The following is a 20541-nucleotide window of genomic DNA, read 5'->3' as shown; positions in this document are numbered from 1 at the left end:
AAAATCGTTTTACCGCCAAGATAGAAATCGAGCGGGCCAAAGCCTTTGACGGCGTTTGCCCCGCTCGTTCGCTGCAAGGTTGCCTTTACCTTACGTTGTCGTTCATCGCGAAGGAGTTCTTCATGGCACAGCTCGTGGTGTAGAGCACCTTGCCCAACAGAGCATCGGTCTCCACCCGCACGCGCTCGGCAAACTCCTCGTTGGCGCGGGCGAGCTCGGCGGGCACCTCGGCTTCGGGCAGCGCGGCCACGGCGGCATCGACGTCGTGAATCTGCTTGTGGCCCATGCCGCCGACCTTCTCCTGATAATCCTCGACCGCGCGACCGCACTCATGGAAGCGAACATCGGCCAGGGCACCGATCAGGCGGTTGGCCCAATAGAAATTCTCGGACGTCACGCGAGCCTGCGTGCCGGCATAGTACTCGGGCATGGTCTCGACATTGGCGTACAGCGGTACGAGCGCGTTAAACGAGTTGGAGCCAAACGCCATCCACTGCACGGCGCGATACGCCGGCTGCGCATAGGGGCGCAGCTGCAGCACGGCAAGCTGGCTGTTGCGGTTGATGCCGATGGGACGATAGGCGCCGCGCGTGGCGGGCGTGCCCTTGCTGCCGTAGCAGTCGTACTCCGTGCCCTGGTAGTGGCTCGAAAGCACGTACTTGATGTCCTCGATGGTCACCTTGCGCTCGGGCACGCGGCTCCAGGGAATGTCGTCGCTCTCGGGCGTGTAGTCGGCGTCGGGACCGTCCCACACATCGCTGGGGTTGAGGCAGCGCTGCATATACCAGGCGCGCGGCGTGTTGTAGACGTGATCGCTGTCGCTGTGCGAGCCAAAGGCCTCGCGCGGGTTAAAGACCGCGGCGGGAACGTCACCCTCGACGCCCAGCGTTAGGTCCAGATGCCACTCTGCCATCCAGGAGCGCAGGTCGGCAGAGCACATGTGGTCGACCTGAGCGCCCTCGGCGTCGTCCAGGTCAAAGCTGTCAATACCCAGCTGGTTGGGCATGGTCACATAGGCGTCATCGGGCACGCGCTTGGCGATCCAGTGGTGGCCGCCGATGGTCTCGAGCCACCAGATCTCGTCAACGTCACTAAAGGCGATGCCATTGTTCTCGTAGGTGCCGTAGCGCTCGAGCAGGTCACCCAAAATACGCACGCCGTCGCGGGCGGACGTGGCGTACGGCAGCACCAGGGTCACCATATCCTCCTCGCCCAGTCCGCCGGGCTGGGCCGGAACATAGCCGTCCTCGCCCTCGTTGCCCTTGGCGGGTACATAGTCCACGAGCGGATCGGCGCCGCGGACGCGCTCGTTGGTGGTGAGTGTCTCGGTTGCGGACATGCCAACATTGAGCTCGTTGAAGCCGGCCTCGGCCCAAATGCCATGGCCCGGGACAACGTCGGGGACGCTCGTGTAACGCATGGGGTTGTCGGGCAGCTCAACGGTCAGGTGGCTCAGGACACTCGTGTAGACACGCGGCTGCTCGTCGGGATGCACCACGCGCATGCGCTTGGGCTCAAACACCCCGTTGGACGAGTCCTCGTTGCGGGCGACAAGCGTCGACCCGTCGTAGCTCGCGTTCTTACCAACCAAAATCGTTGTGCACGGCATGTGCATCCTCCTTGAGCGAAGAAATCAAACGGCAACAGTGTATCGCTTCGGCGCAAAAAGGGCGAAACCACGGCCACAGCAACCCCTGTGTGCAAAAAATGCCAAATATGAGTACTGACACCAATTTAGTAGCAGCTATTTTGCCGGGCGTGGGCGTCGAAAGTCTACATTTGTGCAAAAGTTAGACTATGTAATTCCTCAAAGGTCCAATAAAATAGGCTCCCTATCGATACTAAATATCGTTAGAGAGCCAAAATGACCTAAATTATATGTGACTAGCTTGGCAACAGTACTCATATTTGGCATTTTTTGCACACGGCGTGTCTCGGGAGTATATATCTAACCCCCTAATCAGCCAAAAATGCCTAGTTCAATGCGCGCTCCGCCGCCTCGATCACGTGTTTGGCGAGAATCGCCGTCGTCACTGCGCCCACGCCGCCCGGCACGGGCGTGATGGCGCCAACAACCGGCTCCACAGCGTCAAAATCAACGTCACCGACCAGCTTGCCAGCAGCCTCGTCCCAATTAATGCCAACATCGATGACCGTCTGGCCCTCGCGAACCGCATCCGCGCCAATCGTGCGTGCGCGTCCAACCGCGGCAACAACGATGTCGGCAGAACGGCACTCGGCAGCAAGGTCGCGCGTATGCGTATGGCACATCGTCACTGTGGCATTGCGAGCCGTAAGCATGGCGGCAACGGGACGGCCAATCACCAGCGATCGACCGACCGCCGCAACCTTGGTACCATCCAGCTCAACGCCGTAATGGTCCAGCAACGCCAACACGGCCTCAGCCGTGCAAGGAGCAAAGCCCACTCCACGACCCGAAAGCGTGGTAAGCAGCGAGGCCGGCGTCATGGAGTCAACATCCTTGGCGGGATCGAGCGCCGCGGCAACTGCATCCTCGTCAAGACCGGCAGGCAGCGGGCGAAACATCAGACAACCGTGAACAGTGGGGTCGGCATTGATGTCCTTAATAGCCGCCAGCAGCTCATCCTGCGAAACATCGGCAGGCAGCAATACGCGACGAGCTTCGATGCCCACCTTTTCGCAGCGCTTGAGTGCACCACGCTCGTAGGACAGGTCGTCCTCGCGCTCGCCCACGCGAACGATGGCCAGCGTCGGCACAACGCCGCGCTCGCGCAGGGCGGCGCAGCGGACGACGAGCTCCTCGGTCAAAGCACGGGCAACGGGAACCCCTTTGAGCAGCTCGGCCATGGCTATCCCCTCTTCCTTGCGGCGTCAGCGGCGCGGCGCGCCAGAGCATCGGCGCGCGGTAGCCACGTATCCAGCAGCTCATCGCACGCCGCCTCGAGCTCCTCGGCGCGCGCCCGGTCTTTCATAGACGTGGTATTGGCAAAGAGCGTCAGGCTCGCACCCTGCATGGCGGCGCGGCAGAATACGGCGCCACACGCCACATCGGACAGCAACTGGCGCGAGCCCTTGTCTGCCATGTCCTCAAGCAGCGCCAGCGCACGACCGCACGCATCCATAATGCGGTACGGCGGCATGGCCGCCACGTGCAGCGCATCCTGAATCGCGGCCGGTCGAGCCGGATCCTCGCGCGAAATACCGTACGCCGCAGACACCTGGCCGTACGCACGAACGTCCTCGGCGACCAGACCCACAAGTTCCTGTGCCAACTCGTCTGCCTGGGCGAATGCGCGCGTCAGATCGTCCGCGCGATCGGCAAGCGCGGGGTTCGTCGCGCCATAGCGAGCAACCATCCCGCACAGCGAGGCGCCCAGTGCTCCCACAAACGCACTGGCGCTACCGCCGCCGGGAACGGGCTCGCGTGCAGCCAACGCCTCGGCAAACCCTCGGCAGGTTTTGTCCATCATCTCTTGGCTCATCGAAACACCTCTGCCCACCGCGCCGGCCACCATGGGCCGCACGCATAATAAAAAATGGGACAACGACGCCAGGAAGCGGTTGTCCCATTCATCGATCTTGTCCAAGCCAGTCTAGCCCATAAGACAAAGACTGTCAGGAGCTCTGGCTATCGGCGTTTCCGATTGCCGGCTATAGGCACGGATGCCTAGTCCACCTGAAACGTCGGCAACAGCGTGTCGATAATCTTCGACCCCATGTCGCGGTTCGCGGTCGAGTACTCCAAATGCGCCGTGGCAATTGTCGAATCCGTGACGATCGTCTTTTCGTAAATGATCGTATCGCCCTCGCGCCACGAAACCACGTACCAGTTGTCGCCCTCCGCGGTATAGAGGTCGGCCTTACCCGAGGTGTCCTCATCGACAAACATCTCGTGTGCAGTTTCGTCGTTAACGTTGACGTAGCCAAACAGGTTGATTACAAAGCCCGTCTCCGGGTCCTCATACCTAGCGCCGCTGCCGTTGGGAGTGTCTTCCATCTCAAAGCGATTGGGAATCGACATGCTATAAGGATGCATGTCGTTCGTGTACGTATGCACGTCGGTTAGGTAATCGTCCGAATCGCCCGAACCGTAGTATGCCGACTCGTCCTCGGGAACGGCCTCGTCATCGGACGACGAGGATTCCTTGGACTTGGACTTGTCGCTCTTCTTCTTGGCAGAAGAATCCTGCTCGTCCGAAGACCCGGTATCGACCACCGAAATCTGCGTGCCGGAACTCTTTGACCCGTTTAGCACCGTAAGCGCAAACACCGTGCCGCCCCCAAGGAGTACCACGGCGGCACACGCCACCGCGATGACAATCGGAGCTTTGCTCTTAGGCTTTTGAGGTGCGGGCGCGACCGGCGGCATCGACTGGGTCAGGCCCGGGCCGGACGTGGGCGCAGAAGTCGGTGCGGCAGCCGTAGGCGTCGGCACGGAACCACCCGCCAGCGAGGCCCCACAGTGCGTACAAAACGTCGATCCATCGGGAACTTGCTGCCCGCATTTTTGACAGAACATCGTTCGACCTTTCGTGGTTTAGCTTTTGTCACAGCCAAGTCTATACGCCCCCACCCAAGACGCTGTTGCGCAACATGGAAAAGTCGATGCTGAGCCGTGCCGTCCCATGCGCCCCGTGCCCCAAACATGGGACACATGGCCCACCTTTCGAGACTCCCGGGCAGCACAAGCTGGGGCATATCTATAGGTAAGGAACCCGTTGGGGCGCGGCCGAGCGACGGCCGCAAACAACGAACGGAGGTATCGCCGCACAGTACACAGAGACATCCGCCGCCAGCGCAATCAGTACCCCAACAACCCGCGGCGCCGTGATGTCATCGGCAGACAAGGAGGACGCCATCATGAAGAAAAAGACCCTATCAATCCTTTCCCTCTGCATCGCCCTCTTTGCCGCGTTTGCCCTTGTCGGCTGCGGCGGGAGCGCATCGGGCGGCGGCAGCGCCCCCAAGAGCGAGAGCAAGGAAAAGGCCCCCGTCGCCAAGAAGACCGACTTCATCTGGTTTAAGGTCGAGATGCCCGAGGGCGTCGGCGTAAGTGACTCTGCCGGCAAGAATGCCGACAGGGTCCAGCTCACCTTCCCCGAAGATGAGAACGCCTCGGCCGATCGCTTTATCCCCGTTTGGAAAAAAGCGCTGACGGCCGAGGAATCCCACGCCGACCAGGCGGAAAAGAAGGGGGACACGTTCCAGTGGAAGGATGGCGGGTCCGTCGAGTATAACGGCAGGACGTGGCTCGTCGGAACATACGAGGACAACAGCGGCATCTCAACCATGCTTTTTACCGACGTTGAGCCGGGAAGCGTCTACGTCCTCATCTCGAACTTCGACCAGCACAAGAAAGAAGCCGAGGCGCTCCTCAACTCCATCGAGTTCCCCGATGACATGGAAGAGGCAGTTTCCGAGGCACGCGAAGTCGAAATTTCGAGCATCGAGATCAAGTAACGGGGCACCCGCACGCGCCCCATTAAAACAACGGGCGCCCAACCCGGGGAGGGCCGACAGCATCGGCCCTCCCCTCTTTACACCCGCGCATATTGCCACTTGCCGGCGCAAATCCGGCCCCCAGAATGGGACACATGGCCCACCCGAACGAGCCGCCCGCGCGTACAGTAAAGACAGGTAATCCATGGGCGGTTACAGATCGAGGAGGACACGACCATGAAAAAGAAGGCCTTTGCGATTCTCACCCTCTGCATCAGTCTCTTTGCCGCGGTTGCCCTGGTGGGTTGTGGCGGAAGCGGTGGCGCTACCGGCAGCAGCGGTGGCGGCGGCGCGGAAAAGCCAACCGTGGATATGAGGACCGACTTCATTTGGTTTAAGGTCGAGGTCCCCGAGGGCGTCGAGATTACCGACGTTGCCGGCGACACGGCCGACAGGGCCCAGTTTAAGTTCACCAAGAGCGAGCACGCCAGCGACCGCTTCATCCCCGTCTTCGACCCTGACAAGAACGCCGACGAGCTGTTTGACTACGAGGCCAAGTGGAAGACCGACTTTGAGTGGACCGAGAATGATCCCGTCAAGTACAACGGCAAGACCTGGCGCAACGCTTCCTATACACACTCGGGCGGCGTGACGACTGAGTACTTCACCGAAGCAGGCGGCGGCAGCGTCTACGTGTGCATCGACAACGTCGAAGAGCACAAGGACGCCGTCGAGACCATGATGAAGTCTCTGGAATTTGCCGACGACATCGCCAAGGCCAAGACCGAAGCCATGGACGTTAAGCTCGACGATATCGAGATTAAGCGCTAAGCGACTCGCGAGCGCAGCGGGTAACACGAGCGCGGTGCTAACAAGCGGCGGTGCCCCAGCGCTTCATACCCAGGGAGGGCCGGTAAACCGACCCTCCCTTTCTTATACCGGTAACCGACGAACGCGAGGATGCCGGACGCTGGAACCGCCCCAAATGTGGCAACAGTACGAAAACGACAAGCACCCCGGTGCGTCCGCCCGCCGATTTATAGCGCCGCGCAGACAATTGAGCCGATGCCTTTGGACATCCGGGCAGTATAGTGACCAAAACGAGCGCACAACCGCACCCTGCGAATGGAGGAGTTATGACCGAGCACCAAGCAATCAGCCGTCGAGCATTCACGTTGGGCCTAGGACTCGCAGCATTGTCGCCATTTGCAAGCCTGCCCGAAACCGCGGCGCTGGGCCTTCCCGTGCGCGCGGCATTTGCAGAAGACGTGCCCACACCGGCGAAGAGCCTCCATAATTTCGTCATTCGCCTTCGCCCCGCGGGCTATTTTCGCACCGCAAGCGTCAACGAAGACGGCAACGTCATCGGCAACGTCTGCCACCTGTTTAATGACGGCACGTCCAGCAAGCTCATCCTTGAGCACGTAGTGACCGATACAGAAAATAAAAATTGGTATGCCATCCGCACCCTGCTCAATTTCGAAGAGCACAAGAAGACGGGCTACAGCATTTGGTCGGTCGATGGCGACTCGGACAAAGATGGAAAGGTCATCCACGTATGGAGTGGCGAGTATGACGACAAGCCCAGCCGCGCTTTTGCGTTTGAACGCCAGTTAAACGGAACCTACATCATCCGAGACCGCACAAACGAGAAAAAAGACATTAATTACCTGGCCATAGAAAAGGACGGCAAAGACCAGGACAACAACAAGATCTGCCATAAGAGGAAGGACATTCCGTGGGAGCTCGAGCTTGTCGGTTACGACATGGGCAAGATCAATACCACGGTTAGCAGTATCGACTGGATCAGGTATAGCAGCTACGCCGACGGGCCATGTTGGATGAAATACGTCGACAACAACAAGTTCCTCGACGAACTGAGCATCCCGGGCACGCACGATTCGGGCACCTGCAGCGTGGACAACGACACCGAGCCCCAATCCTCCCAAGCAAAATGCCAGCAGGATTACATCCCCACGCAGTTGCTCGAAGGCGTTCGCTATTTTGATATCCGACTTGGAAAGAACGACGAGAACGGCGACCCCGGCATCGACCACGGAGCTTGTTACCTGCTCAAAAAAGACGGGAACTTTATGCATCTCTCCGATGTCATCGGGTACTTCAATACGTTTTTGAGCGAAAACCCGACAGAAGCGCTCATCATGCTCGTGTCGCGGGGCAATGACGAGGCTACCGACGAAAGCCTCACGACGGCCTTGGGCAAGGTTTTTGATGAGAACCCCGACCTGTTCTACACATCGAGCCGCATCCCCACGCTGGGCGAGGTGCGCGGAAAGATCGTCCTGCTGCGTCGGTTTGGGCTCGCCGGCAACAGCGTAAGCAGCCACACATGGGGCCTCGACCTCACCCAATGGGACGACAAAATCGCAGCACACACCGACAGCACCTCTATGTGTCTCGTTCGAGACGAGCGGGGCTTTGAAGCCGTGGGGAAAACGGGTGACGAAGAGCCCTATTGCACCAAGGTATACGCCCAGGACCATTACGAATGCACAGGAACCGACAAAATCGGCTGGGTCGATATGGCGCTGCAGGAGACAACCAAGCTCGCCCGCATCATGGTGGACGTCGAGGACAATGACGGGGCCAAGGTAAAGGTCCTGGAGCACAGCTGGTGTATCAACTACACCAGCTGCACGAACTACAAGCAAGGAAGCAATCCTTTTACCGCAGCACGAGTGGTCAACGAGCATCTATACAAGAGCCAGTATATAAACAGCACCGGAAATGAGAGCACAAAGGAGGACTGCCTCAAGCACATTGGCATCATTGCGTCCGACTTTGTTGATGCGGCACTGGCCCGAAGCATCTACCAGCGCAATTACGATGCGAAGCACAAGCAGACCGTTTCGTACTACCTCCCGACCCGTATACGCATGACATACGGCGACTCGTTGAGCGATGCCTCACTCCAGGATGGAAAGACCGTTGGCGAGGGTCGTTTCCGCCTTGTCGACAGCAGTAACGTACTCAGCGTGGCGGCTTCGGGCAACACGTTTGCTATCGAATACGTGGATGTCGACGCCCTGGGCAACGAGACCGTTACGGAACTGCAGGGTTCCGTGCCCATCGATATCGACCCGCGCGCACTGACGCCCCACTTTGAAGGGCTCGAGGGCCTTAAGGCCGGCGAGGACGTGCGCGCAAAGATCGCGGCGCCGCTCGAGGGCAAGCTCGAAGGCGATGCCTGCACCGCCCAGCTCGAGTTTATGCACGATGCAAACGGCGTGCCGGGCACGGCAATGGCCGAAGGCGAGGCATTTACCGCAGGGGCGTACTGGGTGCGCGCGAAAGGCCTTTTGGGCGACGCGGCGCAGAACTACGAGCTTGCCACCGACGGAGCCGCAAGCTTTACTGTGACGGCTTCGGGCGACGCGGGCGACACCGGCAACGATGCCAACGCGGGCAGCGCGGACAAGAACGGTAAGAGCAACAAGGGCAAGGGCTCGGGCGGAAAACTCGCCGGCACGGGCGACGGCTCTGGCATTGCCGCCGGGCTCGCTGCCGCCGCCGTGGCGACAACGGTCGCCGGCGCGGCAATGCTTGCCAACGATCGCGAAGACAGCGAAGGCGCTAGCGAATAGGCAAGCCGGCTTTCAGACGCATCGGCTCAATCAGGGGCGCAGAATACCGTTCTGCGCCCCTATTTTTGACATGAAGGAGTAGCAAAGTGTTGTTATCCATACGTGTCACTCCCGCGGGATTCGCTAAAACTGCCTCTATGGCCACATTTTAGTCACCGCAAGGCTCCCATGCGAAGGTGCCAGACAGCACAGCAATTCGTGTCCGCGCGAGGCTTTAAACTAAATGCGATAAAGATGCATTCCACAAGAGGAAAGTGGGGCGACAGTGATGGGCGAACTGGTAAACCGTGGAGAATCGGCAATCGTGCCAGAAGTTTTTTACAAGCAGGTTTCCTCGATTCTCAACGCCGCTCGCGACAAGGCCTATACCGCCGTTAACTTTGCGATGGTTGAGGCGTATTGGGAGATCGGCAAGAGCATTGTTGACGAGCAGGGCGGAGAGGAGCGCGCCAAGTATGGAGAGGCGCTGCTCAAGGCCCTCGCAATCAGACTTACCAAGGATTTTGGTAAAGGTTTTGGAGCAAGAGAGCTGCGCAAAATGCGTCAGTTCTATCTTGCATTTCCAATTCGGGACTCACTGCGTCCCGAATTGAGCTGGACACATTACCGCAGGTTAATACGCATTCCTGACCCCGAAGCTCGCACCTGGTACATGAACGAATGCGCCGACTCTCGCTGGAGCACGCGCCAGCTCGAACGCCAGATCAACACCATGTTCCGCGAGCGCCTACTTGCCAGCAAAGACAAGGAGGCTGTCACCCAAGAAATCCAAAAGAGCGCCCCAGCTCGTCGCCCCGAGGATATCATCCGCGATCCATATGTACTGGAGTTTTTAGGTTTCTCGGACGATACTGCGTTTCGCGAGAGCGATCTAGAGCAGGCGCTCATCACACATCTTCAGAAGTTCCTGCTGGAGCTTGGCCGTGGCTTCGCTTTCGAGGCGCGCCAAAAGCGCATCACCTTTGATGGGCGCCATTTCTATATTGACCTTGTTTTTTACAACTATCTGATGCGCTGCTTCGTGCTCATCGACCTTAAGACCGATGACCTTACGCATCAGGACCTGGGCCAGATGCAAATGTATGTGAACTACTACACGCGTGAGCTCATGAACGAAGGCGACAATCCGCCCATAGGCATCGTGCTCTGCGCGGACAAAAGCGATTCGATCGTCGAGTACACGCTGCCCGAAGACAACGACCAAGTGTTTGCCGCCAAATACCTGCCGTATCTTCCAAGCAAGGAAGAGCTGGCGCGCGAGCTGAGTGCCGAGTACCGCGCCATCAACGAAGCGACCAATGGCGAAACGCAAGGGTAGCAGCACGTTGCGACCGAAACGCCCGCACGCCTGTGAGCCGTCCCGCGCTGCGCTTCCCTACTTCCCAAAGATCGCAGCGAGCAAGCCCTTGCGTTTGGGCTTTTCTTCTCGGTAGGAACCCTCGACGGCGGCTGCAACCTGGCGCGGTTGCTCGCCGCCTCCACGGCGCACGATCTGGTACAGAAACGGCGACTTAACGTATTTGACCTCGATGGGCGTGGCGTGCACGGTGCTCTCGCCGGACAGATGAAGGCTCAGGTTGAGCGGCGCCACGATATGCGTCTCGCGCTTGTCGCTAAACACCACCGCGGCCGCGCGGCCCGTCTGGCCGTTCACGGCGATGCGCACCTGCTCGCCGTCGCGGCTATCCGTCGCCGGACGATCGACAAAGTAGACCGGCACCATCACCAGACCGTCCTTTTGCTTGCGGGCCTTGCGCGCCCACATGCGAATGCTCTTTTTATTGAGCCCCAGTACCGCCTCGGCATCGTTGCCGGCAATGTCGAGCGCCAGCTTATCAATGACCACCTGGTCCTTGGTAGATGCATCGACGGAGACAACGCGGAAATCGCCTTCCTGCATGGCGGGATCGAACGGACCGACCTTGGCAAAGTCCCACGGCTCCAAAATGCCCATGAGGCGAATGTCCAGGTAGTTTGCCCGCGGATACGCCCAGTCGAGCACCTCGTAGTACACCAGGGTTTCCTTGCTCAGGCCCTTGCCCGGGAAGGACGCCATCATGCGCAAATCCGCGAGCGCCATGGGGAAGTAGAAGAGCATCATGTCGTTTTGGATCGCATCTTCTACATCGTGCCCGGCAAAGGCGTCGGGGTACTGACGCACCAGCTGCAGTGCGTTGGCACGCGCCTGCTGCGGCGAGATTTCGCATGGAATACCCTGCTCCGGCACATACTCCGCACCCACGCCCAAGGTCAGGCGCTTGCTAAACGTACCGGGCTTGAGCAGGTCGGCAATGCCGATCTTGTTGCCGCAGGACGGGCACTCAAACACACGCTGCGTTGACTCGCCCTCAAAGGACGCTCCGCAGAAGGGGCAGGGAATGCTCACATGCGTGGCCTCTTGGAACTCCTGCGCCGTGCCGCAATCCTCCCACAGCAGATGTTCCAGGACCGACTGATTGCGCCAGTGCGAATTGAAGAAATACCAGTCCGGGTCCTCCGGGCGCTCGAGTTGCGACACATGCGTGAGCTTGAGCAGTCCATCCACCACCGTCAACGGCGTATGGCGAATGCCCAAAGCGCTCTTGGGCTCTCCGGCGTCCGCCTGCCACGGAATGACCGCGCCGCAATAGGCGCACTCAAAGCTGCGCTTAGCCTGGTGCGAGTACATAGGGCCGCCGCAGTTTTGACATTTAATGGCAAACATCTCGTCCATGGAAACGTCCTCCTTTGCACAGGGGCTATCGACGTTAAGTATGTCGAGCAAACAGGCACATGCCCATACCCATGTGGCCCAAAATGGACCACCCAGGCAGACGAGAAGGCTCGCTCGTTAGCACCGGCAGACCATTACTGCATTTTCTGAGCATCGGTGCACAGCGCCTCCGCGCGAGCTACACTATCCCCTTAAACATGATTGTGAGGACGACCGCTATGCTATTTGTAAATCGGCTGGTACATACGCTTGTTCCCGGCAGCGAGGGCGAGCCGGTCGATACCTCCTGCCGCACCAACGCGGGCTTCGCCGCAAGCCTCATCTGCATTGGCCTCAACATCACTCTGTGCCTGGCCAAGGGCATCGCGGGCCTGCTCGCCGGCTCTGTCTCGCTCATCGCCGACGCCTTCAACAACCTCTCCGACGCCTCGAGCAACATCGTGAGCCTGCTCGGGTTCCGCCTTGCCAGCCGCCCGGCAGACGAAGGCCACCCCTATGGCCACGGTCGCTACGAGTACCTAGCCGGTCTGTTCGTCGCCGTCCTGGTTTGCGCCGTCGGCATCAACCTGATCCTCGAGTCGGTCACTAAGATCATCAAGCCCTCCCCCACCGCCTACACGCTGGTCTCCCTAGCCGCTCTCGTCTTGTCCATGCTCGTCAAATTCTGGATGGCCGCATTCAACCGTGCGCTGGGCAACCGTATCGATTCCGAAACACTCATCGCCACAGCACAGGACTCCAAAAACGACGTCATCACCTCGGGATCGGTCCTGGCCGCAGCGCTTATTTCGCAGACGACCGGCTTTGACCTCGACGGCTGGGCGGGCCTGGGCGTGGGCGTCTTCATCTGCATCAGTGGCATGGGCCTGGTGCGCGACGCCATCAGCCCGTTGCTGGGGCAAGCGCCCGACCCCAAGCTCGTCCAGGCAATCCGCGACAAGATCATGTCCTATCCGCAGGTCTTGGGCACACACGACCTGATGGTGCACGACTACGGCCCCGGTCGTCAGTTTGCCAGCGCCCACGTGGAGATGCCCGGCGAGGGCGACGCATTTGAGCACCACGAGATCCTGGACACCATCGAGCACGACATCAAGCGCCAGATGGGCATTGGCATCACGCTGCACTGCGACCCCATCGCGACAACCGGCGATGATCTGCGCGGCTGGGTCAAGCGCGGCGTCATGCAGATCGATCCCGCGCTCTCCATCCACGACCTGCACGAGCACGACGGGTTCGTTTCGTTTGACCTGGTGCGCCCCGACGGCTTTGACATATCCGACGAGGAGCTGCTGGAGCTCGTCACGCGCATCGTGCACGAGCGCCGGCCCAACGTCTCATGCGTCGTTACGTTTGACTCGGGCTTTAGTTCGCCCGACCGTCCAGCAGAGCAGCTGTAGCCCGCTTAACAGCTAGTTTCCCTGCGCGCCCGAGATGCCGTTTTGCAGTGCGTTCCAGGCATCCGTCGCCATGTCGCCCAAGTTCTGCGCGGTGTCGCCCAGGTTTTGTGCCGTATCGCCCAGCTCTTGCGCCTTGTCTCCCAACTCCTGTGCCTTGTTGCTCAAGTCCTCCAGCGTATTGGAGCTCGAGCTGTCGGTACCGCTTTGGCCGCCGGACGAGTTGCCCGAGCTGTTCTTGTGCGTGAGTTGAATTTCGAGGTTGCCGTTGTCGTTATAGTAGGCAGAAGTAACGACCCAGTTGGCATCGATGACGGGCGTTGAGCCATCATCAGTCAGGACCACGGCATTCGAAAGATCGGCGCCGCGCGACTTGAGAAGCTTTTTGGCGTTGGACCAGTACTGCCCCGGGATATCGCTCAGATCGACGGTGCTAGACGAGGCGGACTCGGTTTGCTCGGCAGTGGTATCGGCCGTTGAACTCCCTCGCTTGTTGAGCATGCCCGACACGATGGCAAACACAACCGACAGCGCAAAGAAGATCGCCAGCACGATGAGGATCTTCTTGATCACGCTCGACGAACGCGACGGCTTCTTCTCCTCGTCCTCGCCATATTGCGGAATCGACTTGGGGTACTCGCGATACGGCTCGCGCGACTCGTAGCGAGGCTGCGCCGTGCGAGGCATATACGTCGTCTGCTGAGGCTGCGGAATGGGATTCTGCGGCAGGTCATCATAGGGATTCGGTGTCGAAGCGGCATAAGAATCCTGCGACGCATAATCAAACGGGTCCGGAGCTGCGTTGCCATAGGGGCCTTGCGAAGATGCAGCGCAAGAATCCTGCGCCGTGTCGCCATAGCCCATAACCCGGGTGGGCTCGGCAGAAGGCTGCGTCGCGGCGGGGTCGGTATATCCGGGGTTGGGAACAACGCGGGTCGCATCGGCGCTATCGCCAGCCTGCGCGGAACCGTAGCCGCCCATCACGGTTGTCTTGTCCTGATCCATGCAACGATTCCTTTCCGTCGCGCGTGAGCATCAAGTTATCCATGCATTCTACCCGCGCAAAAGCCTATGATGGGCAGAGCCCGTCGGTATCTACAAGACATGCGCGGGCCTAAGGATAAAAAAGCCCCGCCGGGCCTTGTGGGCACGGCGGGGCGGACAAGCAGCTATGGGCAGCAGGCTTAGAACAGGCCGGTGATGTTGCCGTCGTTGTCGACGTCGATGTTCTCGGCCGCAGGGACCTTGGGCAGGCCCGGCATGGTCAGAACACTGCCAGTCAGTGCGACCACAAAGTGGGCACCGGCGGAAACCTTGAGCTCGCGCACCGTGATGCGGAAGTTCTCGGGAGCGCCCAGGGCCTTGGCGTTGTCGCTAAAGCTGTACTGCGTCTTGGCCACGCACACCGGCAGGTTGCCAAAGCCGTTCTCGCGCAGCTCGGCGAGCTGGCGCTTGGCGGCCGGCGTAAAGTCAACACCGTCGGCGCGGTAGACCTTGGTGGCAATGGCCTCAAGAGCGTCGGCCACATCGGCGCCGTCCTCATAGGCAAACTTGAGCTCGCTCGGCTGCTCAATCAGACGCATGACCTCATCGGCAAGCTCGAGCGCGCCCTCGCCGCCCTTGGCCCAGACCTCGGAAAGCTTAACGTTGACGCCGAGCTTCTGGCACTCGGACTCGATGAGCGCAAGCTCGGCCTCGGTGTCCGTCGGGAAGCGGTTGATGGCGACCACGCAGGGCAGACCATAAACGTTCTGGATGTTGTCGACGTGACGCAGCAGGTTGGGCATGCCGGCCTTGAGTGCCTCGAGGTTCTCCTCGTTGAGGTCGGCCTTGGCGACGCCACCGTTGTACTTCAGCGCACGAGCGGTCGCGACGACCACGACGGCGCTGGGGCGAACGCCCGTCATACGGCACTTGATGTCGAGGAACTTCTCGGCACCCAGATCGGCACCGAAGCCGGCCTCGGTAATGGCAACATCGCCAAAGCGCATCGCCATACGCGTGGCCATGATAGAGTTGCAGCCGTGGGCGATGTTGGCGAAGGGGCCGCCGTGGACAAACGCGGGCGTGCCCTCGAGCGTTTGCACCAGGTTGGGCTTGAGCGCGTCCTTAAGCAACGCGGCCATGGCACCCTGGGCCTTAAGGTCGCGGGCACGGACGGGCTCGCCGGCAAAGCTGTAGCCGACGACGATCTCGCCCAGGCGCTCCTTGAGGTCGCTGATGCTCGTAGACAGGCACAGGATTGCCATGACCTCGGAGGCGACGGTGATATCGAAGCCGTCCTCGCGCGGCACGCCCTGGGCCTTACCGCCAATACCGTCGATGACGTGGCGCAGCTGACGGTCGTTCATATCGACGACGCGCTTCCAAGTGATGCGTTTAACGTCGATGCCAAGCTGGTTGCCCTGCTGGATGTGGTTATCAAGCATGGCGGCCAGCAGGTTGTTGGCAGCACCGATGGCATGGAAGTCGCCGGTAAAGTGCAGGTTGATATCCTCCATGGGGATCACCTGAGCCCAGCCGCCGCCGGCAGCACCGCCCTTAACACCAAAGACGGGGCCGAGCGAAGGCTCGCGCAGGGCCACGGCACTCTTGACGCCGCGACGACGCAGGCCATCGGCCAGACCGATGGTCGTGGTGGTCTTGCCCTCGCCCGCAGGCGTTGGGTTGATAGCGGTCACGAGGACGAGCTTGGCCTGGTGATCGGTCGGCTCGTTGAGCAGTGAATAGTCGACCTTAGCCTTGTCGAAGCCGTACGGAATAAGGTGCTTAACGTCGACGCCGGCGTTCTTGGCCACCTCGGTAATAGGCAGCGGCGTGACAGAACGTGCGATTTCGATGTCAGTAGGCATGGGCGGTCCTTTCGTTACCGAATGAGAAAAAGACCAATTCAGCATAGCACGGGCGCGCAATAGTAAAACGCCCATAACCGATGAACGGCGATATGTTTACCCGATGCCCGGCGATAGCCCAACAGCCCGCCAAAACAAAGCGCCCTAAACGGTAGGTTCAATCCCCAGGTGCTCAAAGGTGCGCAGGGTTGCCTGACGGCCCTGCGGCGTACGAATCATCAACCCGCACTGCAGCAAATAGGGCTCATAGACATCCTCGAGCGTGCCCGGGTCCTCGCCCACCGCGCTGGCAAGGGTCGTAAGTCCCACGGCACGACCGGAGAACGTCTTGGCAAGCGTCTCCAAGATACGAATATCCATCCAGTCCAGGCCGAGCTCGTCGATCTCGAAGAACTCGAGCGCCTGGCGACAGATATCGAGCTCGATGGGACCGTTGCCGCGCACCTGTGCGTAATCGCGCACGCGCTTGAGCAGGCGGTTGGCAAGACGCGGCGTGCCGCGCGAACGCGAGCCGATCTCAAGTGCACTGGGATGGTCGATCGCCACGCCCAGAATAGTTGCCGAGCGCGTCACAATCTGCGCGAGCTCTTCGACCGTGTAGTAATCCAGGCGATATGAAATGCCAAAGCGGTCGCGCAACGGGCCGGTCAACATGCCTGAGCGGGTCGTTGCTGCTACCAGCGTAAACTTGGGGATATCCAGGCGAATCGAGCGCGCCGCCGGACCCTTGCCAATCACGATATCGAGGGCAAAGTCCTCCATCGCGGGGTACAGGACTTCCTCGACCGAACGGTTGAGGCGGTGGATCTCGTCGATAAACAGCACATCACCCGGCTGCAAGTTGGTAAGGATGGCCGCCAGGTCGCCCGTACGCGCGATGGCCGGGCCACTCGTCGTTTTTATCTGAGCGCCCAACTCGTTGGCGATTACGGTGGCCAGCGTGGTCTTGCCCAGGCCCGGAGGACCCGAGAAGATCACGTGGTCGAGCGTCTCCCCACGGCTCTGCGCCGCTTCGATCAACACGCGCAGGCTCTGCTTGATATGCTCCTGGCCGCAGTAATCGTCCAGGCGCTGGGGGCGCAAAGTGCGATCGACATCGAGGTCCTCGGCCGTCAGCTCCGAGCCCACCATGCGCTCGCCGTGCGCCATGGATGCCGCCGGCGAGTTGCCGGGCGTCGCCCACAGGTCCTGAGAGTCATCGGCTTCCCACATCACGCATCCATTCCGAGTCGCTTAAGCGCCGCGCCGAGCAAATCCTCGACACGCATATCCTGCCCATCATACCCGCTCAGAGCGACATCGGTCTCCTGCGGGCTAAAGCCCATGGAAAGGAGTGCCGCACGGGCGTCATCGATCGCCGAAGGAGCGGCGGCGGGCACGGGCATCGCAACCTGACCGGGGATCGCATCGACCGGCACAAAGCCCTTGTCCTTGGCAAAGGTGCTCTTGAGCTCCAAGATGAGGCGCTGGGCGGTCTTTTTGCCCACGCCGGGCACCTTGGCCATGCCCTTGTCGTCCTCGGCCATCACCAGGGAATACAGCTGTCCCACGGTATAGGTGGAAAGTACGGCGAGCGCCAAGCGCGGGCCAACGCCCGAGACGGACACAAGCCGGTCGAACATCGTGCGCTCATCCTTAGAGGAAAAACCGAAAAGTGTCATAGCGTCCTCGCGCACCTGCATACGGGTATAGAGGCGCACCTCACCGCCGGGCGTAGGCAGCGTGGCCGCAGTGCCGCCAGAAATGCCGAGTTCAAAGCCAACGCCCGACACGTCGACGACAGCAGAGCTCATCGTGGCCTCGACAAGCGTTCCGTGGAGCTGGGAAATCATCAGTATCCGGTTCCTCTCTGTTGATAGAACTCGCCACCGGTGAGGGCGCGGGTGCGGCTGAGGTTTACGTGGCAGATGGCGCAAGCCAGGGCATCGGCGGCATGGTCGGGATGAGGGTCGTGGTCGAGCTGCGTGAGCGTGCGCACCATGTAGGCGACCTGCCGCTTGTCCGCGGCGCCGGTACCCACCACAGCCTGCTTGATCTGCATAGGCGTGTACTCGCCGATCTCGAGCGCGCACTCCGAAAGCGCCACGAGCGCGGCACCGCGGGCATGTGCCGTGGGGATTGCCGAGCGGACATTAGCGCCAAAGTAGATGCTCTCGATAGCAGCAGTATCGGGTCGATAACGCTCCACGACGCCCTTGAGGTCGCGGGCGATATGCGACAGGCGCACCGCGAGCGGACTACCCGCGCTGGTCTCGATACAACCGTAGGCACGGCAGCGAACCTCGCCGCGCCGCTCCTCGATAATCCCCCAACCCGTATGGGCCAAACCGGGGTCGATACCCAAAATGACCAAGCCAACCTCCCCTCGTCACAAGTACAGCACAAGGCAAGGCCCCGAGCATCATTCACGAACGTCTGTTCTAGAATAACACAACGGGGCCAAGATGCTTAGTTGAAGTGTCGGGGTTGGAAGCGAATCCTATCCCATAGTTAGTTTTGAGAGAAAAAGGGAAACTGCCTCGGATCCACCGGCGGATGCGGCATCGGGCCACCCTGGGGCCCACCCTGCGGGCCACCCTGGCCGCCCATCATCTTATCGATGGCGTCCTGGACCTCGCCCTCAAACTTCTTCATACCCTCGTGCAGGCGGCGCTGGCCGTCCTCGGAGCGCAGCTCCTCCATCTGCTCGGGCGAAATACCCAGTAGCTCGCCCAGCACGCCCATCATCTCGTTTCGCACGCGCTCGCTCGTATCCTCGTCAGCAAAACGGCGCACCTCGGCGCGCGCCAGCGAATCGACCGTCATACGCTCCTTGCCGTTAAGCCCCAGGTCGGACCACGCGAGCATGTACGGCCAGGCGCGCTCGACAAACGAACGGGCTGAGACGATCGACGCCGTCGGCAGCATGCGGCGGGCGGCCTCGCCCTGACGCACGAGCATCAGCAGCAGCGAGCAGGCCTCAGGCTTGCCAGCGGCCATCGGGATGTCGTCGAAAGATCGATTGCGGTCCACGTGCGCCTCGAGCGCGCCATCGACCTCACCCGGCTCAAGCCCGCCGAGCAGCTGTGCCGCGCGGTCGAGCATATCGACCGGACCGTCGAGCGTCGAGAGCGCCTGCGCCAGCACTCGCTCCATACAATCTTCCACCGCGTTGAGCGTCACGAGCTCTTGGGGCACCACGGCAGACGTGCGGTTGCGCACACGCGCCACAAACTCAAGCGTCGACAGGTACACATCGCCAAAGGGCGCGTAATCGCCCTGGTAGCCGCCGCAAAGCGCCGGCGCCGCCAGCGCGTACTCGGTTTTGGACAGCGGGCTCAGCGCCATCGCACCCAGCTCGAGCGCCGTGTCCTCCAGCATGAGGCCCAGCGTGCGCGAGCGCAGACGCTCGGCATCGCCCGCCGACACGTCGCGATCGAGCACACGCGCCGCATCCGGTGCATCGCGCTCGACGGTGCGAATGTGCAGACGCTCGGCGATGGCGCGGACGGCGGCACAGCGGGCAGCCTCGGCCTCTTCCTGCGCCGGCGTAAAGATACGGTTGCGCCCCAGCACCAGGCCAATCACATTACGCGGGCCCAGAGCGTCGACGGTCAGCGCCGCCAGCAGGGACGACGGCAAGTCGCCCTCGAGCGCCACCACAGCACGCGACGCACCGTGGGCTCGGGCGTTGTCGCGCACGGCGAGCACCAGCGCCTGCCACAGCCACTCCTCGGAACGGAACTCGGGCAGTTCGTGATCTTCCAGGGCATCGAGCATCACGCCGCGCTGAATCTCCTGAACCAGCAGGCTCTCCTCAAAACACGGCGCCTGGGCCACCACACGACCACAGTCGTCGAGCACAAACGAACCGCCGGTATACACCGACTCGTCATAAGCACCGACCGGCGCCATACAGGCAAACCACACGCTGCGCTTGGATGCGATCTTGCGGTAGGCGCCGCTGCGAACGGCGGCAATGGCGGCAGTCTCGCGGTCGGTCATGTCAAACGCATTGAATTGGAAATACGCAATGAGGTCAACACCGGTCGGCAACATCTCGAGTTCGCGGTCCAAGTCAAAAATCACGGCGATGCGCACGCCGTCCACGTCGAACACCGGCGGCGCCCAACGCGTGTCGTTGTTCTCGCCACGCTGCAGGGCAATGCTCGAACGCGCCGGCACCACATGACCGTCCTTGAGCATCATGTAGTCGAGCAGCGGCTGACCCTCAAACGAAACCGCCGCGGGCACGATGCAGATCATGTCAAGCTCCTGGATGCGCTCGGCGACACCAGTCAAGCCGGCAAGCATGTCGTGCTCAAAGTCGGCAGCGCCCACCAGGCCACCGGGCATGGCGCCCATAAAGAGCGGAGCCGGAACGCACAGCACGCGCGCCCCGCGCTCGTGGGCCAGACGAGCCTGGTCCTCGATGCGGCCGCAAATGCCCTCAATATCACCCAGGCGCATATCGATCTGTGCAAGCGCGAGCTTCATGGCTCAGCCCTTTCCGTCGTAAACCATCGAAATCGTAGTAAAAGCGCCGGCCGCATGATGCAGTCGGCGCTCGCATG

At 60.9% G+C, this 20541-nt stretch carries 16 protein-coding genes; 5 read left to right on the top strand and 11 right to left on the bottom strand.

Features of this window, described 5'->3' with window-relative positions; genetic code table 11:
- Window positions 1-85 precede the first annotated feature (85 nt).
- From PMW67_RS06120 to PMW67_RS06105, 4 genes are all read right to left on the bottom strand, one after another.
- Window positions 86-1609 carry a C69 family dipeptidase gene (locus PMW67_RS06120; RefSeq protein WP_271739111.1) on the bottom strand — a complete coding sequence of 508 codons (1524 nt, stop codon included), beginning with the start codon at window positions 1607-1609 and terminating at the stop codon, window positions 86-88.
- Window positions 1610-1974: 365 nt separating this feature from the next.
- Window positions 1975-2829, bottom strand: coding sequence for a bifunctional 5,10-methylenetetrahydrofolate dehydrogenase/5,10-methenyltetrahydrofolate cyclohydrolase (locus PMW67_RS06115; protein ID WP_271739109.1), 855 nt, complete (start codon window positions 2827-2829; stop codon window positions 1975-1977).
- Between the two features lie 2 nt (window positions 2830-2831).
- Entirely contained in the window at window positions 2832-3464 is a 633-nt protein-coding gene (locus PMW67_RS06110; RefSeq protein WP_158555253.1) for a cyclodeaminase/cyclohydrolase family protein, read from the bottom strand.
- Between the two features lie 185 nt (window positions 3465-3649).
- Window positions 3650-4501 (bottom strand): zinc ribbon domain-containing protein, encoded by an 852-nt coding sequence (locus PMW67_RS06105; protein ID WP_271739106.1) that lies wholly within the window; start codon window positions 4499-4501, stop codon window positions 3650-3652.
- 341 nt (window positions 4502-4842) lie between these two features.
- Here PMW67_RS06105 and PMW67_RS06100 point away from each other — a divergent pair, with 341 nt between their 5' ends.
- The 4 genes from PMW67_RS06100 (at window position 4843) to PMW67_RS06085 (ending at window position 10344) form a co-directional block, all read left to right on the top strand.
- On the top strand, window positions 4843-5442 hold the full coding sequence (locus PMW67_RS06100; RefSeq protein ID WP_271739104.1) for a hypothetical protein: 600 nt from the start codon (window positions 4843-4845) through the stop codon (window positions 5440-5442).
- A 216-nt stretch (window positions 5443-5658) separates the two neighbouring features.
- The gene (locus PMW67_RS06095; protein ID WP_271739102.1) at window positions 5659-6252 is read left to right on the top strand and encodes a hypothetical protein; all 594 of its coding nucleotides are present in this window, start codon (window positions 5659-5661) and stop codon (window positions 6250-6252) included.
- A 305-nt stretch (window positions 6253-6557) separates the two neighbouring features.
- Window positions 6558-9026 (top strand): phosphatidylinositol-specific phospholipase C, encoded by a 2469-nt coding sequence (locus PMW67_RS06090; protein ID WP_271739101.1) that lies wholly within the window; start codon window positions 6558-6560, stop codon window positions 9024-9026.
- 268 nt (window positions 9027-9294) lie between these two features.
- Window positions 9295-10344, top strand: coding sequence for a PDDEXK nuclease domain-containing protein (locus PMW67_RS06085; protein WP_271739100.1), 1050 nt, complete (start codon window positions 9295-9297; stop codon window positions 10342-10344).
- Window positions 10345-10401: 57 nt separating this feature from the next.
- On the opposite strand, the gene PMW67_RS06080 is transcribed toward PMW67_RS06085, so the two are convergent.
- Window positions 10402-11739, bottom strand: coding sequence for a TFIIB-type zinc ribbon-containing protein (locus PMW67_RS06080; RefSeq protein ID WP_271739098.1), 1338 nt, complete (start codon window positions 11737-11739; stop codon window positions 10402-10404).
- 218 nt (window positions 11740-11957) lie between these two features.
- Here PMW67_RS06080 and PMW67_RS06075 point away from each other — a divergent pair, with 218 nt between their 5' ends.
- Complete coding sequence (locus tag PMW67_RS06075) at window positions 11958-13139, top strand: cation diffusion facilitator family transporter (protein WP_161194641.1); 1182 nt, start codon at window positions 11958-11960, stop codon at window positions 13137-13139.
- 12 nt (window positions 13140-13151) lie between these two features.
- Here PMW67_RS06075 and PMW67_RS06070 read toward each other — a convergent pair whose 3' ends face one another.
- The 6 genes from PMW67_RS06070 to PMW67_RS06045 form a co-directional block, all read right to left on the bottom strand.
- On the bottom strand, window positions 13152-14141 hold the full coding sequence (locus PMW67_RS06070; RefSeq protein ID WP_117778468.1) for a hypothetical protein: 990 nt from the start codon (window positions 14139-14141) through the stop codon (window positions 13152-13154).
- 179 nt (window positions 14142-14320) lie between these two features.
- Window positions 14321-15988 (bottom strand): formate--tetrahydrofolate ligase, encoded by a 1668-nt coding sequence (locus PMW67_RS06065; protein WP_117778469.1) that lies wholly within the window; start codon window positions 15986-15988, stop codon window positions 14321-14323.
- Between the two features lie 144 nt (window positions 15989-16132).
- A complete protein-coding gene (gene ruvB, locus PMW67_RS06060) occupies window positions 16133-17200 on the bottom strand; it encodes a Holliday junction branch migration DNA helicase RuvB (RefSeq protein ID WP_117639770.1) in 1068 nt (355 codons plus the stop codon).
- Window positions 17200-17820 (bottom strand): Holliday junction branch migration protein RuvA, encoded by a 621-nt coding sequence (gene ruvA / locus PMW67_RS06055; protein WP_055250934.1) that lies wholly within the window; start codon window positions 17818-17820, stop codon window positions 17200-17202. The genes ruvB and ruvA overlap by 1 nt, the downstream gene beginning before the upstream one ends.
- Window positions 17820-18341 (bottom strand): crossover junction endodeoxyribonuclease RuvC, encoded by a 522-nt coding sequence (ruvC, locus tag PMW67_RS06050; protein ID WP_035137351.1) that lies wholly within the window; start codon window positions 18339-18341, stop codon window positions 17820-17822. The genes ruvA and ruvC overlap by 1 nt, the downstream gene beginning before the upstream one ends.
- Window positions 18342-18478: 137 nt before the next feature.
- Window positions 18479-20464 (bottom strand): NAD(+) synthetase, encoded by a 1986-nt coding sequence (locus tag PMW67_RS06045; protein WP_161194643.1) that lies wholly within the window; start codon window positions 20462-20464, stop codon window positions 18479-18481.
- Window positions 20465-20541 lie beyond the last annotated feature (77 nt).

The organism is Collinsella aerofaciens, from assembly GCF_028209395.1.
In the GTDB taxonomy this organism is placed as follows: Bacteria; Actinomycetota; Coriobacteriia; order Coriobacteriales; family Coriobacteriaceae; genus Collinsella; species Collinsella aerofaciens_AZ.
This window is presented reverse-complemented; position numbering and strand designations above follow the sequence as displayed.